The 15109-nt window shown below is 63.4% G+C and carries 11 protein-coding genes and 1 tRNA gene; 7 read left to right on the forward strand and 5 right to left on the reverse strand.

Features of this window, described 5'->3' with window-relative positions:
• The first annotated feature begins 324 nt into the window (after positions 1-324).
• Entirely contained in the window at positions 325-426 is a 102-nt protein-coding gene (locus tag G542_RS19735) for a hypothetical protein (protein WP_444542966.1), read from the forward strand.
• 747 nt (positions 427-1173) lie between these two features.
• Here G542_RS19735 and G542_RS0110585 read toward each other — a convergent pair.
• Positions 1174-1249 (reverse strand) — tRNA-Phe (locus G542_RS0110585).
• A 305-nt stretch (positions 1250-1554) separates the two neighbouring features.
• Here G542_RS0110585 and G542_RS0110590 point away from each other — a divergent pair.
• Together G542_RS0110590 and G542_RS16650 are read left to right on the forward strand one after the other, a co-directional pair.
• Positions 1555-2043: an Lrp/AsnC family transcriptional regulator gene (locus G542_RS0110590; protein ID WP_012698252.1), complete on the forward strand. Its 489-nt coding sequence runs from the start codon at positions 1555-1557 to the stop codon at positions 2041-2043.
• A 75-nt stretch (positions 2044-2118) separates the two neighbouring features.
• On the forward strand, positions 2119-3507 hold the full coding sequence (locus tag G542_RS16650) for a peptide MFS transporter (protein WP_012698253.1): 1389 nt from the start codon (positions 2119-2121) through the stop codon (positions 3505-3507).
• Positions 3508-3787: 280 nt separating this feature from the next.
• Here G542_RS16650 and G542_RS0110600 read toward each other — a convergent pair whose 3' ends face one another.
• A complete protein-coding gene (locus G542_RS0110600; RefSeq protein ID WP_012698254.1) occupies positions 3788-4060 on the reverse strand; it encodes a metal/formaldehyde-sensitive transcriptional repressor in 273 nt (90 codons plus the stop codon).
• A 98-nt stretch (positions 4061-4158) separates the two neighbouring features.
• Between G542_RS0110600 and G542_RS0110605 the strand changes: the two genes are divergently transcribed.
• A complete protein-coding gene (locus tag G542_RS0110605) occupies positions 4159-5250 on the forward strand; it encodes a nickel/cobalt efflux protein RcnA (RefSeq protein WP_027824095.1) in 1092 nt (363 codons plus the stop codon).
• Positions 5251-5292: 42 nt separating this feature from the next.
• Here G542_RS0110605 and rfaH read toward each other — a convergent pair whose 3' ends face one another.
• The 3 genes from rfaH to G542_RS17560 form a co-directional block, all read right to left on the reverse strand.
• Complete coding sequence (rfaH, locus tag G542_RS0110610; RefSeq protein WP_034985629.1) at positions 5293-5787, reverse strand: transcription/translation regulatory transformer protein RfaH; 495 nt, start codon at positions 5785-5787, stop codon at positions 5293-5295.
• Positions 5788-5960: 173 nt separating this feature from the next.
• Complete coding sequence (locus tag G542_RS0110615) at positions 5961-7619, reverse strand: methyl-accepting chemotaxis protein (protein WP_027824097.1); 1659 nt, start codon at positions 7617-7619, stop codon at positions 5961-5963.
• Positions 7616-8848, reverse strand: a complete 1233-nt coding sequence (locus G542_RS17560; RefSeq protein ID WP_155826661.1) for an HD-GYP domain-containing protein — start codon at positions 8846-8848, stop codon at positions 7616-7618. Before G542_RS17560 ends, G542_RS0110615 begins: the two co-directional genes overlap by 4 nt.
• A gap of 791 nt (positions 8849-9639) precedes the next feature.
• Between G542_RS17560 and mltA the strand changes: the two genes are divergently transcribed.
• The 3 genes from mltA (at position 9640) to G542_RS0110635 (ending at position 15099) form a co-directional block, all read left to right on the forward strand.
• Positions 9640-10806: a murein transglycosylase A gene (gene mltA, locus G542_RS0110625; RefSeq protein ID WP_027824098.1), complete on the forward strand. Its 1167-nt coding sequence runs from the start codon at positions 9640-9642 to the stop codon at positions 10804-10806.
• Positions 10807-10896: 90 nt separating this feature from the next.
• A complete protein-coding gene (locus G542_RS0110630; RefSeq protein WP_027824099.1) occupies positions 10897-11973 on the forward strand; it encodes an efflux RND transporter periplasmic adaptor subunit in 1077 nt (358 codons plus the stop codon).
• 12 nt (positions 11974-11985) lie between these two features.
• Complete coding sequence (locus G542_RS0110635; RefSeq protein ID WP_027824100.1) at positions 11986-15099, forward strand: efflux RND transporter permease subunit; 3114 nt, start codon at positions 11986-11988, stop codon at positions 15097-15099.
• Positions 15100-15109 lie beyond the last annotated feature (10 nt).

Consider the following 15109-nt stretch of genomic DNA (forward strand, 5'->3'; position numbering starts at 1 on the left):
CATCAACCCGTACCGGTTCGATCCCGAGGCCGACCAAACGACTGACGCCCTTGGTCGAACGGGCGTTGTTGCATAACCCCTGCCAAGGCTATCCAGGTGAGTGCGGAGCAGACTCACCGCATTTACCCACACAAGCTCCGCTACCGCACCACCAACCGGCCCGAATACAACCGAAGCCTGCAGAACCGGAGCTATCTGACGGTGTGACTCCCTCCCGACACACCTTGGCTGGGCGGACGTACTGGGGTCAACGGACACCTCCCGGCCTAAAGCGGTGCCGCCATTCAAACGGCACTGACACTAAAGGTTTTGTTCAGGCTCGCCTTGCGGCAAACGCACGGCTTGGTATGTAGTCTATTGAAGCTGTCCGGACTCGACTGGCGGCACCCTGTTTCTGCGTCATCATCCGGCGGCAAGGCACCCTGACCGCCACTATTCCGGTGCAGCGTTGGACAGAGCTCTTGCATCTGCTGGTCGACAGCACGAGGCTCAAGATCTGTGGCGAAGGCGAATGGAAGGTCAAAAAGCATGGCTCCGAATACCGCCGGACCTAGAGCAAGGCCCATCAGGCTATCGATACTGAGATGCTGGATGTCCGGGTAGTGGAGATGACCGACCACCAACAGGGAGACGCTGCGCAAGCAGAAGAACTGCTGCCGCAGCTGGACCCGGCAGAGCTGATGACGAGCGTCAGCGGTGACGGTGCTTGCGATACCCAAGGTTTCTGGCGCGGTTCACTCACGGGGCACTGCAGTCATCGCACCACCGCGACGGAACGGCAAGCAATGGAAAGACCGCACTGACTTTGCCCAGGTCCGGAACGCTACCTTGGCGGCGGCCCAGCATTTGGACTGGCGGTATGGAAAAGTGGAGCGGTCACCACCATCGGCGCAGCCTGGTCGAAACCACCATGAGGAGTTTCAAATTGCTGGACGAATGATTGGCCTCTCGCCAGTCGGAGCGACAGGTGGCCGAGGTGCATGTGTGCTGCGTGACCCTGAATACCTTCAACCGGTTCAGCATGCCGGTGACGGTTGCTCACGACTGAAATCCGGCTGAGGGTAAGGGTAGCCTGGCCAGAAACCGGGTTATGTGACAGTGCCGAATTCCCGTACAACGAAAGGAAAGCACGGATACGAAAAAGCCCAACCGAGAAAGGTTGGGCTTTAAAAATGGTGGCCAGGGGCGGAATCGAACCGTCGACACGCGGATTTTCAATCCGCTGCTCTACCAACTGAGCTACCTGGCCGTCTTCGCCGCATTCGCTGCGTCGAGGTGGCGAATTAAACAGGAAACCAGCCCCTGCGTCAACCACCGAGTATCAAAAAAATCCGGCAAACCATGCGACAACACCCGGCACAATTCACAAACCATTCGAACAAAAATCATCAACCAACTGTTTTTTAAACAAAAAACATCAGAACATGAGACAACACGGCGCGGACAGGCAAACAGACAGATATCTGCTCATCTTCACCTTATGTTGCAAAGTTGCGCCCACGGCAAATAAATAGCATAAAATCGGCCCATAACGCCGAAACCCTGTAGCACAAAATGCCAAATATCGAACTGGACAAAACTGATCTGAAGATTCTGGCCGCCTTGCAGAAGAACGGCCGGCTGACGAATGTGGAACTGGCCGAAACCGTGGCCCTGTCTCCATCACCTTGCCTGCGTCGCCTCAAGCAGCTGGAAGAGAGCGGCGTCATCCGCCAGTACGTTGCCCTCCTTGAGCCAAGCCGAATCGGGCTCGGCCTGCAGGCATTCGTGCGGGTCGCACTGGAAAAGCGTGATGCCGAGACTATCGGCGCCTTCGGGCAAGCCGTACAGGGCTGGACCGAAGTCATCGCCTGCTTTGCCATGACTGGTGAAATGGATTTCCTCCTGCACGTTTACTTTGAAGATCTGGAGCATTTTTCACGCTTTGTGCTGAACAACCTCCTGACTCATCCCGGCGTTTCCGACGTCAAGTCGAGCTTTGTGCTGCAGGAGATCAAGCAGACCACAGCCTTGCCGCTATCGCACCTGACGCTGACGCGATAACCTTTTCCTTCCGGGCGCTCGCTCTATAACGAAAGCGAGCGCCTTAAAATTACCCTTGTTCATAAGGAAATACTTATGTATTCGGCATCGCAAGGACATCCACGCGGGCTGTACCTGCTATTTGCTACAGAGATGTGGGAGCGATTTTCCTATTATGGCAATCGCGCACTCCTGGCCCTTTTCATGCTGGGCGCGTTGGCATTTGACAAGCAGATGGCCTCGCACCTGTACGGCAGCTACACCGCACTGGCGTACCTGACACCACTGGTCGGTGGTTACGTGGCGGACCGCTACTGGGGCAACCGGCGTTCGATTCTGGTGGGCGGCCTGCTGATGGCAGCCGGGCAATTCGTGCTCTTCTGGGCCGGCAGCGTCTACTACAACGCGGCACTGGCCGTACCTCTGTTCTATGCCGGCCTGACCCTGCTGGCCATCGGCAACGGCTTCTTCAAGCCCAATATCTCCACCATGGTCGGCGACCTGTACGCGCCGGGCGACCGCCGCCGAGATGCCGCCTATACCATTTTCTACATGGGCATCAATCTGGGATCGTTCCTGGCACCGCTGATCTGCGGCTATCTCGGAGACACCGGTAACCCGGCCGACTTCCGCTGGGGCTTCCTGACGGCCGGCGTTGGCATGCTGCTGTCGGTCATCACGTTCTCGCTGTTCAAGAACCGCTATCTGGTCGGCCCGGACGGCCATGCACTGGGCCTCTCTCCCGCTGCCAGCCGGGCTGCCGGCCAAGGCCAGCACCTTGACCAGCCGCTGACGCGCGTTGACTACCAGCGCATGGCCGTCATCGGCATCCTGAGTCTCTTTGTGGTGTTCTTCTGGTCAGTGTTCGAACAGGCCGGCGTATCCCTCACCTATCTCGCCGAAGAGTCGGTCAACCGCGAACTGTTCGGTTCCGGCTTTATCGTTCCGGCCAGCTGGTTCCAGTCGCTCAACCCGGTTTTCATCCTGATCTTTGCTCCGGTTATGGCCTGGCTGTGGGGACGCCTGGGCCGCTCCGGCCGCGAACCGGCCTCGCCGACCAAGATGGCATGGGGCCTGCTGCTGCTGGCCGGCGGCTTCTGGGTCATCTCGGTCGGCGTGCAGGGCGTGGCTCCGGCCATCAAGATCAGCCTGCTGTGGCTGGTGGCGATGTACTTCATGAACACCATGGGCGAACTGTTCCTGTCCCCGGTGGGCCTGTCGCTGGTCAACAAGCTGTCACCGGCCAAGTTTGCCTCGCTGATGATGGCGGTGTGGTTCGCTGCCAATGCGGCAGCCAACTGGCTGGCCGGTTTCTTCTCCGGCTTCTACCCGGAACCGGGCCAGCCGGCACCGAGCTTTCTGGGCTGGCAGATCGTCACCCTGCACGATTTCTTCATGTTGTTCGTCTGGTTTGCAGCCTGTGGCGGCATCCTGCTGCTGCTACTGACCAAGCCGTTGCAAAAGATGATGAACGGCATCCGCTGAAGCGGATCATCATGCACGCGGGCCGGTAGGCCACCGGCCTCGCCAACACCAGCCGGACACGTCCGGCTGACATGAGCAGACAAAAAAACAGCCCCGGTTAACGGGGCTTTCAAACAAAACGAGACGCGCCCCTTCAACGAAGCCCGCTCAACCAACTTGCCATGACTTTTGTTTGATGTAAATCAAATTCCATCTCGCACTGCGCAAGCCATGCCACCTTCCGCCGCGTCATCCTGACCGCGTCAACCCTTGGCCCAGTCCTTCTGGCCAGCCTCTGCGCCTATTTCACATACGACTTGATGATCTGAAGTATCACGTCCAGATCATGCTGCCGCTGCGCCAGCTCCGGCTCATTGACCACATGGTCAGTCAAGTGTCCTTCCATGACCGCCACCATCAAGCCGTTCACCGCGCCACGGATGGCCGCAATCTGTTGCAGGACGGCGCTGCAATCCTCCCCGCTGACCAGCTGGGCCTCCAGCGCGGCAGTCTGCCCCTGAATCCGCCGGACACGCGCCAACAGCCTGGATTTGTCTCGCAAGGTATGCGCCATTTGCAGGACTCCTGAATCAAAAACATACTGGAGGGTAGCATGCAGATACTAGGGGGTAGTATCATGCCATGCCTTTATCATTATCTTGATGTGCGGCCATGACCGAATTTTCCACCCTTTTGCAGCAAGGCAACGCCTGGCTGTTCGTTCCTGGCGCCATCCTGCTGGGTGCCTTGCACGGACTGGAACCCGGGCACTCGAAAACCATGATGGCTGCATTCATCGTGGCCATCCGCGGCACCCTGACGCAGGCCATCCTGCTCGGACTGGCGGCGACCCTGTCGCATACGGCAGTCGTCTGGGCGATTGCCATGACGGGCCTGTATTTCGGACAGGGCTGGAGCGCGGAAACCACCGAGCCCTACTTCCAGTTGGCCTCCGGTGTGCTGATCATCACCATTGCCCTCTGGATGCTGTGGCGTACCAGGCAACAGCAACACACCGCTCATGCCCACCACCATCATGCTACTGAAGCAAAACCAGTCACCACCGACCATGGCACGGCACGGCTGGAGGTATTCGAAGACGGTGTACCGCCGCGTTTCCGGCTGTTCTTTGAAGATGCACATGACCATGGTTGGCAAGCTGATCAGGTCCGGCTGGAAACCGAGCGCCCCGACGGCAGCCGCCAGCAATTCACGTTTGCCCAGCACGACGGCTTTATCGAATCACACCAGCCGGTGCCGGAGCCACACGAATTCATTGCCCGCTTGTGCCTGCGCCATGAGAAGCACGATCACGATTACGAAATCGGATTTGCCGAGCCCCATCCGCATCACCACGCAGCGACCGTTGCCATGCCGGAGACGGAATACCAGGATGCACACGAGCGGGCTCACGCGGAGGACATTCGCCGGCGCTTTGCCAACCGGGAAGCCACGACCGGCCAGATTGTCCTGTTCGGGCTGACTGGTGGCCTGATTCCCTGCCCGGCTTCAATCACCGTGTTGCTACTCTGCCTGCAACTCAAGAAAGTGGCACTGGGCGCCACGCTGGTACTCGGCTTCAGCGTGGGTCTGGCCCTGACGATCGTGGCGTCCGGTGTTCTCGCAGCGCTGAGCGTGCGCCACCTGGCCGGCCACTGGAGCGGGTTTGGAGAATTTGCCCGCAAGGCACCCTATGTGTCAGGGCTGCTGATCATCCTGACGGGCATGTATGTCGGCTGGCATGGATGGCAGGCACTGGCCTGAAGCGGACGGTCTGGCCGGATAAAACCATGCCGACCCGCAAAGTCAGACCACTTTGCGCAAGCTGCCCGGGGCGACACGGGCAACAACAGGCCTGGTCAGGAATTCGATCAGCACCATGACCCGGCTCTCGCCGTCCGTCATCTGGTAAATGCCTTCGATGCCGGCAAACGGTCCATTGGTCAAACGTACCCGTTCTCCGGTACGGAACAGCGGCTCTGGATGGGTTCTTGCGGCGTCATGGCCCCTGAGGCGCTCGATCAGTCCGTCATCGATCCTTGCGGGCTCCGTTCCGAACCGGACCAGCTGGTTCACGCCCCGGGTCGAGCGGATCGGTGCCCAGCTTTTGTCCGACTGCCCCAGCCCCAGCCGGATAAAGAGATAGCGGGGAAACAGGGCTTCTTCACTCACTACCAGGCGTCCCTGGCGGAGTTTTTCTGTTGCAAGCATGGGGAGGTAGCACTGGTACCCCTGCTGTTGCAGGTTTTGCAAAGCACATTGCTCCTGTCTGGGTTTGGTATGAACCAGATACCAGTGCATTTTTTCCTCCGAAACCGTTTTCAATGTCGACATTCTAGTACCCGGGTTTGCCTTCGTGGCAAACAAGCTGCCCGATTCGTACAGTCCTTGTCTTGAACGCATAAAACCTGGTATGTGTTCCCGCCACAAAAAATCCACCTGCATTACAAACCGCCAGTCGCTACGAGCAAGGGTTAGGCACTCGCAACACTCTCAGGCTCATGGGTTACCACCAGCGCAAACCGCGAAACCAGCCGCTTGAGTTCCCTGGACGTGCTTTCCAGCGCCTCGGAGGCATGCCAGGCACTCTGGACCGCCTCGCGGTTATCCACAATCCGGGCCGCCACCTCACGTACGCAGGCCTCTGCTTCCGCCGCGCCCAGCGCAGCCAGCCGGATGCCGGCATCCAGATCCGGCCAAACCATGTTGCCCACCCCGCCGCCTTCGGGCTCTGACAATGACAACATGCCCTGTCCGAGCCGGTTGACCTCGTCCGCCATCTGCATCAGGGCCTCATTGGCCTGGCATACCTGGTCATGCTGTGTTTCCGAGTGTTCGACCACCAGCCACAGGATGTCTTTCAGCCGCAGGCACTGGGTATCGATCTGGCGCGCCATCAGGCTGATTTCGTCGAGCATGACCTTGAGATGCAGCTGCATCGTGGCAGTCGCCCGGTTCAGCCGCCCGGTTTCCCCGACACCGCCCAGGTTGATTTCACCGGACAGGTTGCCCTGGGCAATGCGGTCAAAGCGGTTGATGGCCTCATTGAGCGGATCGATGATGTTGGCCAGATAAAGACGCCCCACCCGCACCACTGCCAGCAGTGAAATGGCAATGCCCACGATGGCCAGCAGCCGGATCAGGTCATTGCGGGCAATGGCATCCTGTTCTTCCTGCCGGGCAGTTTCGGCCAGCGCCACGCCGAGCATTTCCAGTTGCCGCTCGGCGCGCGCCGACAGCGGCAACAGGCTGTCTCCCAGCAGCTGGTCCAGTTCCCGCCAGTTGCGGCTGGCCAGCGCCTGGTCTGCCGGTTGCAGGCCGGTCTGCTGCAACTGCAGCAGGGTCGTACGCAATTGCTCGGCCTGCACCCTCAGCCCCGGCCCGACCGGCAAGGTCATCAGCTGCTTCAGGTCGGCACTGATTGCTTCTGCACTTTGCTGCAGCTCGCGCCGGCGCTGTCCGGACTCGGAAGGCGGCACGGCCCCGGAAATATCGTAGCGCAGCACGGTCAGCGCCCGATGGGTATCTGCCAGCGCCCGGCTCATTCGGGCCACCACCTCCAGCGGCACGACATGCTGGCGGGTCAGTTGCCTGACGCTCTGGTCCGCCATGTAAAGCCCGCCCACTCCCAGCACTCCGCCTGCCAGCATCGACAGCGCCACAAAAAAAGTGCCCAGATAAAATCCCTTGCGGATACCCAGCCGGGCAACCAGCCGCTGCTGCCAGCTTTGGGATGCAGCCGGTCCGGCCTGGCGGGCTCTGGCAATCGCCTGCCCGGAGGCAGCCTGCCGGACCGACATGTAACCCACGGTGGTGTCATGCTGGCGGATGGGTACGATGCAGGCATCGACCCAGTAATAGGCACCGTCACGGCGGCGGTTCTTGACCGTACCGCGCCACGGCTCACCGGACTTGAGCGTCGCCCACATGTCGGCAAACACTTCGGGCGGCATGTCAGGATGCCGCACGATGTTGTGCGAATGGCCGATCAGTTCTTCACGCTCGAATCCGCTAATGCTGACAAAGGCATCGTTGGCATAACGGATGATGCCGGCCAGGTCGGTTTTGGAGACCAGCATGACGCCGTGCGGCACTGCGACTTCGCGGTCGATGATCGGAAGGTTGCGTTTCATGCTGTCAGTCCCTCCAGCGGTTTGCACCACAATTGTTTGAGAATCAGCGCTGCCGAACGGCAGGTTTCCGGCCGCACATGACCGGTAATATCCTTGCGGACATCCAGTTGCCGCGCCTGCGGCCGCAAAAGAGGCATGCCGCTGGGATCGTACAGGACCCAGACCCCAGGCCGCTCCCCGCTGCGCGCGCCATTGCGGAACACGCCCACCTCGCCGCCATGCAGCCGTACCAGCGTACCCGGCGGATACGGGGAGAGCGTCTTGACGACCAGCCGCACCGCGGCCGGTGAATACAGCACGCCACTGGCCAGATAGAGTTCCCGCAGCACCTCCTGCGGAAACCGGCCTTCGCGGTTGGCGCGGGACGTCACCATGGCCGCGTAGGAGTCGGCCACGGCCAGCAAGGCGCAGGCGGGATGCAGCTGGTCACCATGCAGGCCGTGCGGATAGCCACTGCCGTCGTAGCGTTCGTGATGGTGCAGCATCACGTCCAGCCACATGCCGTCCTGCACGCCCGCCGTGCGTACCAGTCGTGCACCTTCTTCCGGATGCCGGCGGATGAGCTGGCACAGCTCGTCGCTCAGCGGCCCGCTCCATTCATCGAGCTGTGGCTGGACCGGCAGCAGGGCCAGATCCCGCCCCAGCGCTGCACATGCCAGGCTTTTCTGTACCGTTTCCGCCATGCCGGCCTCGCGTGCAGCCAGCACCGCCACCACGGCCCCCAGCACCTGCTGTACATCAATGTATGCAGCCTGCCGCTCCAGGTGACAGGCTGCCAGCAGGGCATCCCGGTCCCGGTCCAGCCCGGACAGCAGCATGTCGGCCAGTTGCGCCAGTTGCTCTGCCAGCCGGGCGCGGGTCACATCCGCCTGTACCTGCAAATGCAGGCGGCGCAGTGCCTGCATCAGCCGGCCACCGATTTCGTAAGCATGAATGTCCGGCCGGCCCGCTGCTCCAGCGGCCTCCGGCACGCGCTCATGCCGTTCCGGCAACCCACCGGCAGGTTCCGCATGAAGAGAAGAAACCATGGCCGCAGTACCGGTCGTCGTGGCGGCAGGCATCCCGTCGTCCTCGTCATGCACGTAGACGCCACGATGCAGCAGCATGTCGACGTGGCGCGGAATGCTGAGCACAAATCCCTGCCGCAACAAAAGGTTGCCCTGGGAGTCGTACAACGACCAGGGCAGGGGCTGGTGAAGCTGGAGCTCGGATTGACGGATTCGTCTCATGACCAGTGGGTGTCCCGAGACCGCGCAAGATGAAGGAAGCCGCTATTCAGCCATAAAAATTATTTGTCATAAATAGACGCCCCACCCCGAAATCATGACAAAAGCATAAAATTTGACCGGAATCATGCCGGAAGAACCTGACCTGCATTCCTCCATCATCACGGTTTCCGGACCCGGACCGGCGCGGCAAGCCAGACAGAGCCCCGCCCGGCCCGGCTGCCAGGCGCCCGCTCCGGCAGGAACATCCACAGCGGCTGCCCGCTGCTACCCGGCTCCCGAGTTGCCGTCCGGGCCATGACAGACCTGCAACACCCCGACCACAGCGTAATGGCTTCCGCTGCCAAAGCCGTCTTTTGAGGCGGACCTCATTCGCCACTGCGAAAGAATCCGCGTACCGCTTCCCCTACAGCCAGCCACGGCACCACCTCGTCTGCACGCCAACGCCCTCATGGCCGGCAACCATGGTCACACCGCAAGCCAGACAAAGCCCCGGCACGGGTCACGCACAACATCAACCCTCTTAAAAAGACTCCCGCCCGAACTGCAAACACCAGAACCACCGGCAGATCGCTGCCGGTACCCTCCCCCTACAAACCGCCGGCTGCCGGCACACCCCATGCAATCCCCCCGGTACATGGGCATCGACCCCGCCCGAAGCCCCGGCTCAGACGAGCGGATAGCCGCGCCGGCAAGGCATCCGGCAGTGCAATCCTGCTCATCATCGCTGCCGGACAACGGCAATCCTCCCGGTCTACAATCCTGCCTTTGCCTTGTTCCGAGCGTTACACCTCATGTCTGTCCGCCGTCTTGCCACGCTGTTGCTGCCCTTGCTGCTGGCAGCATGTGCCACCCAGAAACCCGCTCCGGGTACGCCGGCTCCCGGTACCCCCGCCGAACCCGCCCGCTACACCCGCGCCAGCTTCAACGACCTGCCCGGATGGCAGCAGGACGATCCGCGCCCCGGCTGGCAGGCATGGCTGGTGTCGTGCCGCACGCTGGCCAAGCGTGCCGACTGGAAATCCGCCTGCCAGGCGGCCCAGCGCGTGGACGGCCAGAACCCGCAGGCCATCCGCGACTACTTCGCCCAGCGCTTCACCGTGTGGCAACTGTCCAGCGGCAGCGCCGCCACCGGCCTGATCACCGGCTATTACGAACCGATGCTGACCGGCAGCCGCCAGCGCACAGCACAGTCCACAGTCCCGCTGTACGCTCCGCCACGCGATCTGGTCAGCCGCCCGCCGGAACTGCAAACCGTCAGCAGCACCGGCCCGTTACAGCGCAGCCGGCGTGACGGCAGCCGGCTGGTACCCTATTACACCGCAGCCGACATTGCTGCCGGCAAAGGCCCCAGCCCGGCCGAAGCCCTAGTCTGGGTCAACGACCCGATCGAGGCCATCTTCCTGCAAATCCAGGGTTCCGGCCGCGTACAGCTGGCCGACGGCAGCTTCGTACGGCTAGGCTTTGCCGACCACAACGGCTATCCCTACCAGTCGATCGGCCGCTACCTGATCCAGAAAGGCGAGCTGAAATCCCACCAGGCCTCGATGCAGGGCATCCAGGACTGGGCCCGGCGCAATCCCGAACGTCTGCCCGAGCTGTACGCCGCCAACCCGCGCTACGTGTTCTTCCGCCCGCTGCCGGATACCGGCGAAGGCCCGATCGGCGCCATGGGCCTGCCACTGACCGGCGAAGCCAGCCTCGCCATCGACCCGCGCTACATCCCGCTGGGCACACCCGTATGGCTGTCCACCACCCGCCCCAACAGCAGTGCCCCGCTCAACCGGCTGATGGCGGCCCAGGATACCGGCACCGCCATCAAGGGCGCCGTACGCGCCGACTTCTTCTGGGGCTTTGGCCGCGAAGCCGGAGAAACCGCCGGCCGCATGAAGCAGTCCGGCCGCCTGTGGGTGCTCCTGCCCAACGAAGTCCGGCCACCGGCAGGAATGGACATCCGCTGATTCCATCCCGTTGTCTTATCCTGACGAAACGCGCACCATACGCGCCTGCCCAATCCGGGCAGGCGTTTTTTCTGCCCGTCGACACGATCCATGCTGCCCTTCCGCCTTCTTGCCGGCCTCTTGGCGCTCGCCCTGCTGACCGCCTGCCAGCGCCCGGCCACTCCCGCCGCTCCGGCATCCCCCGTCCGCCAGCTGGTCCCGCAAGACCTCGCCCATGTCCGCCAGGCCACGCTGACCGACAGCCTGCCGCTCTCGGGCCCGCTGGCCGCCCTCAACGCCACCGTGGTCAGCGCCGAAGTCGAAGGCATGGTGCGCCAGGTGTTCGTGCGCGAAGGCGAGCGCGTGGCGGCCGGTACGGTACTGGCAGAAATCGACCCGCAGGATGCCCGCTGGCAGATCGACGAAAAAGCCGCCGAACTGGCAGCGCGCCGTGCCCGGCTGGAGCTGGCCGGCAAAAAGCTCGAACGCCAGCGCCAGCTGGCGCAGGAAGGTTTCATTTCACCGCTGGCACTGGATGAGCTGGAAAACGACTACCGCGTCAGCCAGACGCAGATCGACGCCCAGGCCGCCCTGCTGGCGCGGGCCCGCAAGACGCTGGGCGACACCCGCGTGCGCGCCCCGTTTGCCGGCGTGATCACTGCCCGCCAGATCGACCCCGGCCAGTCGGTCAACCGGCATGCCCCGCTGTTTTCGCTGGCCGACCTGTCGACACTGGAAGTCACGGCCCGCGTGCCGGCCCGCGACATTGCCCGCGTGGCCATCGGCCAGCCGGCCCGGCTGGTGCTGGACGGCGGCCAGCAGCCGTTCACGGCCAGCGTGGTCCGCATCAACCCGGTCGCCGATGCCGCTACCCGCAGCCATGCGGTGTTCCTGCGGGTGGACAACCGCGACGGCCGCCTGCCCGCCGGCCAGTACGCCCGAGGCACCCTGACACTGGCCAGTACCGAAGCCGCCAGCCTGCCGCTGGCCGCCCTCCGTGATGCCGGCGAGGCACCGTGGGTGCTGGCCGTCCGCGGACAGCAGCTGGTCAGGCAGCCGGTCAGGACCGGTCTGCGTGATCCGGTCAGCAAGCTGGTGGCGGTCGAAGGCATCGCTGCCGGTACGCCGGTCGTGCTGTCGGCCACGCTGGGTGTCAAGCCCGGCGACCGCGTCCGGCTGGCACAGTAAGGGACCGGCACCATGTGGATGACCCGTGTCAGTGTCGACAATCCCATTCTGGCCACCATGGTGATGGCCGCGCTGGCCGTGCTCGGACTGTTTTCCTGGCAGCGGCTGGCAGTGGAAGAATTTCCCGACGTGCGCTTTCCGATCGCCGTGGTCAGCACCAGCTATCCCGGTGCTTCGCCAGTGGTGGTGGAAAGCGAAGTCACCCGCCCGATCGAAGAGGCGGTCAACACCATCAGCGGCGTCAAGCACATCCGCTCGTATTCGTTCGAGGGCAATTCGATCGTGGTGGTCGAGTTCGACCTTGCCACCGATCCCACCGTTGCCGTGCAGGACGCGCGCGACCGGGTCGCCACCGTCACCGGTCGCCTGCGCCGGGAAGTCGATCCGCCGACCGTCAGCCGCGCCAATCCCAACGATGACCCGGTAATGACCCTGGCGCTGGCCTCGTCCATGCTGACGCCGGTGGCGCTGTCGACCCTCGCCGACCAGCAGGTGAAAAAGCGCCTGATGCAGGTGGGCGGGGTCGGTGAAGTCAAGCTGGTCGGCCTGAGCCGGCGCGAAGTCCGCATCGACCTTGACCCGGTACGCCTCCAGGCACTGGGACTGGCGGCCAGCGACGTGGTCGAAGCGCTCAACCGCGACAACCTCGACACCCCGGCCGGCCGCGTGCGCGCCAGCGGTCAGGACATCAGCCTGCGGGTCGACAACCGGCTGGGCAATATCAGCGATTTCAATTCACTGGTGGTCGCCAGCCGGGCAGGCCGCAGCATCCTGCTGGCCGATGTCGCCACCGTGCGCGACGGGGCAGAGGAGCGCAGCAGCCTGGCGCTGGTCAACGGCACGCCGGCTCTGGCCATCGAGATCACCGCCGCCCGCGGCGCCAACGTGGTGGCCACCGCCGAGGCAGTCAAGGCAGCACTGGCCTCGATGCAGTCGGCCCTGCCGGCCAGCACCCGCGTGACCGTGCTGCGCAACACCGCCGAACAGGTGCGCCTGAGCCTTGCCAACGTGCGCGCCACCCTGTTCGAGGGTGCGCTGCTGACGGTACTGATCGTGTGGCTGTTCCTCGGTTCGTGGCGCAGCACGGTGATTACCGGGCTGACGCTGCCGATCGCCCTGATCGGCACCCTGTTTGCCCTCAAGCTGGCCGGTTTCACCCTCAACGTCATGACCCTGCTGGCACTGTCGCTGTCGATCGGCCTGCTGATCGACGACGCCATCGTGGTGCGCGAAAACATCGTCCGCCACGCCAACATGGGCAAGAGCCACCGGCAGGCAGCGCTGGACGGCACGCACGAAATCGGGCTGGCGGTACTCGCCACCACGCTGACCGTGGTGGCCGTGTTCCTGCCGATCGGCTTCATGGGCGGCATCATCGGCCAGTTTTTCCAGCAGTTCGGCCTGACCGTGGTGGTGGCCGTGCTGATTTCGCTGTTTGTCAGCTTCACCCTCGACCCGATGCTGTCATCGGTCTGGCCTGATCCGCACCGGCACGGCGACCGTCACAAGGGCGGCGTGTTCGGGCGGGTGCTGGATGCGTTCGAGCGCTCGCTCGACCACGTTACCACGGCCTACATCTGGCTGATCCGCTGGGTTCTGGCCCACCGCAAGACCACGCTGGCACTGGCGCTCGGCCTGCTGCTGGCCAGCTTTGCGCTGGTGCCGGTCATCGGCGCCGAATTCATGCCCAGGACCGATGCCGGCCGGGTGGCCATCAAGCTGCGCACGGCACCGGGCTCCACTTTCGACTACACCGCCGGCAAGACCCGCGCGGTCGAGGCGGCCCTGCGCCAGCTGCCGGAAGTCCGTGACGTCTACACCAACATTGCCGGCAGTTTTGCCGAAGGCCGCAACCAGGCCACCTTGCGCGTCTACCTGTCTCCCAAGGCCGAACGCAACCGCAGCATCTTTGCGCTGATGCCGCTGATGCGCCGGCATGTGGAAAGCATCGGTGGCGTGCAGCTTGACAGCATCAGCGCCGAGGGCGGCCCCGGCGGCGGCGGCAAGCCGGTCCGCATCGGCATCCGTGGCAGCGACTTTGCCACGCTGGAACCGCTGGCCACCCGGCTGGCCGGACAGCTGGGCCGGCTGCCGGGGCTGACCGATGTGGAAACCAGCGTGCAGGACCGCACGCCGGCCTACAACGTGGCGCTCGACCGCGAGGCGGCAGCCGGTCTGGGCATCAACCTGCCCCGGCTGGCCGACACCTTTGCCGTGCTGTTTGCCGGCAAGGTGGCCAGCACATGGGAGGCGCCGGACGGCGAAAACTACGACGTGCGCCTGCAAATCCCCGAGGACGCGCGCACGGCCGACCTGCTGGACCAGCTCACCATTGCCGGCAACCGCAACGAGGCCGGCAGTGCCGCCATGACGCCACTGTCGGCGATCAGCCGCATCGAATCCGGCACCACACCGCAGCGGGTGGAACGTTACGACCAGTCGCGCGAAGTCAGCCTGACGGCCAATCTGGCCGGCAGCGACAGCCGGGCGGTGTTTGCCGAAATCCAGAAAATCCTCGACGCCACGCCGCTGCCGCCGGGCTATGCATTCGACTTCGGCGGCGAAAAGCAGGACATGGCCGAGTCGTTCGGCTATGCGGTGCAGGCGCTGGCCATCGGCGTCATCTTCATCTACATGATCCTGGCCGCCCAGTTCCGCAGCTTCCTGCAACCCTTGGCGATCATGGTGTCGCTGCCGCTGGCCTTCATCGGCGTCTTTGTGGCGCTGCTGCTGTGGCACAGCACGCTGAACCTGTTTTCGGTGATCGGCATCATCATGCTGATGGGGCTGGCGGCCAAGAACGGCATCCTGCTGATCGACTTCATCAACCACGCCCGCGCCGCCGGCATGGACAAGGCCGCGGCAATTGTCGAAGCCGGCCAGGTGCGGCTGCGGCCGATCCTGATGACCAGCTTTGCCATGATCTTCGGCATGCTGCCGCTGGCGCTGGCACTGGGTGAAGGCAGCGAGGCCCGCGCGCCGATGGCGCACGCGATCATCGGCGGCCTGGTGACGTCAACCTTGCTGACATTAGTGGTGGCGCCGGTGGTGTACTGGTACCTGGACGCGCTGGGCGAGTGGACGATGCGGCGCCTGCGTCGGACACACGGCGGCAATACCGTATAATCCCGTCATT

Origin of the sequence: Laribacter hongkongensis DSM 14985, from assembly GCF_000423285.1 — a bacterium.
GTDB classification, from domain to species: Bacteria; Pseudomonadota; Gammaproteobacteria; order Burkholderiales; family Aquaspirillaceae; genus Laribacter; species Laribacter hongkongensis.

Coding starts and splice junctions, on each gene's coding strand:
- G542_RS0110590 (WP_012698252.1), top strand. CDS start 1,555: ATGCCAAATATCGAACTGGACAAAACTGATCTGAAGATTCTGGCCGCC.
- G542_RS16650 (WP_012698253.1), top strand. CDS start 2,119: ATGTATTCGGCATCGCAAGGACATCCACGCGGGCTGTACCTGCTATTT.
- G542_RS0110600 (WP_012698254.1), bottom strand. CDS start 4,060: ATGGCGCATACCTTGCGAGACAAATCCAGGCTGTTGGCGCGTGTCCGG.
- G542_RS0110605 (WP_027824095.1), top strand. CDS start 4,159: ATGACCGAATTTTCCACCCTTTTGCAGCAAGGCAACGCCTGGCTGTTC.
- rfaH (WP_034985629.1), bottom strand. CDS start 5,787: ATGCACTGGTATCTGGTTCATACCAAACCCAGACAGGAGCAATGTGCT.
- G542_RS0110615 (WP_027824097.1), bottom strand. CDS start 7,619: ATGAAACGCAACCTTCCGATCATCGACCGCGAAGTCGCAGTGCCGCAC.
- G542_RS17560 (WP_155826661.1), bottom strand. CDS start 8,848: ATGAGACGAATCCGTCAATCCGAGCTCCAGCTTCACCAGCCCCTGCCC.
- mltA (WP_027824098.1), top strand. CDS start 9,640: ATGTCTGTCCGCCGTCTTGCCACGCTGTTGCTGCCCTTGCTGCTGGCA.
- G542_RS0110630 (WP_027824099.1), top strand. CDS start 10,897: ATGCTGCCCTTCCGCCTTCTTGCCGGCCTCTTGGCGCTCGCCCTGCTG.
- G542_RS0110635 (WP_027824100.1), top strand. CDS start 11,986: ATGTGGATGACCCGTGTCAGTGTCGACAATCCCATTCTGGCCACCATG.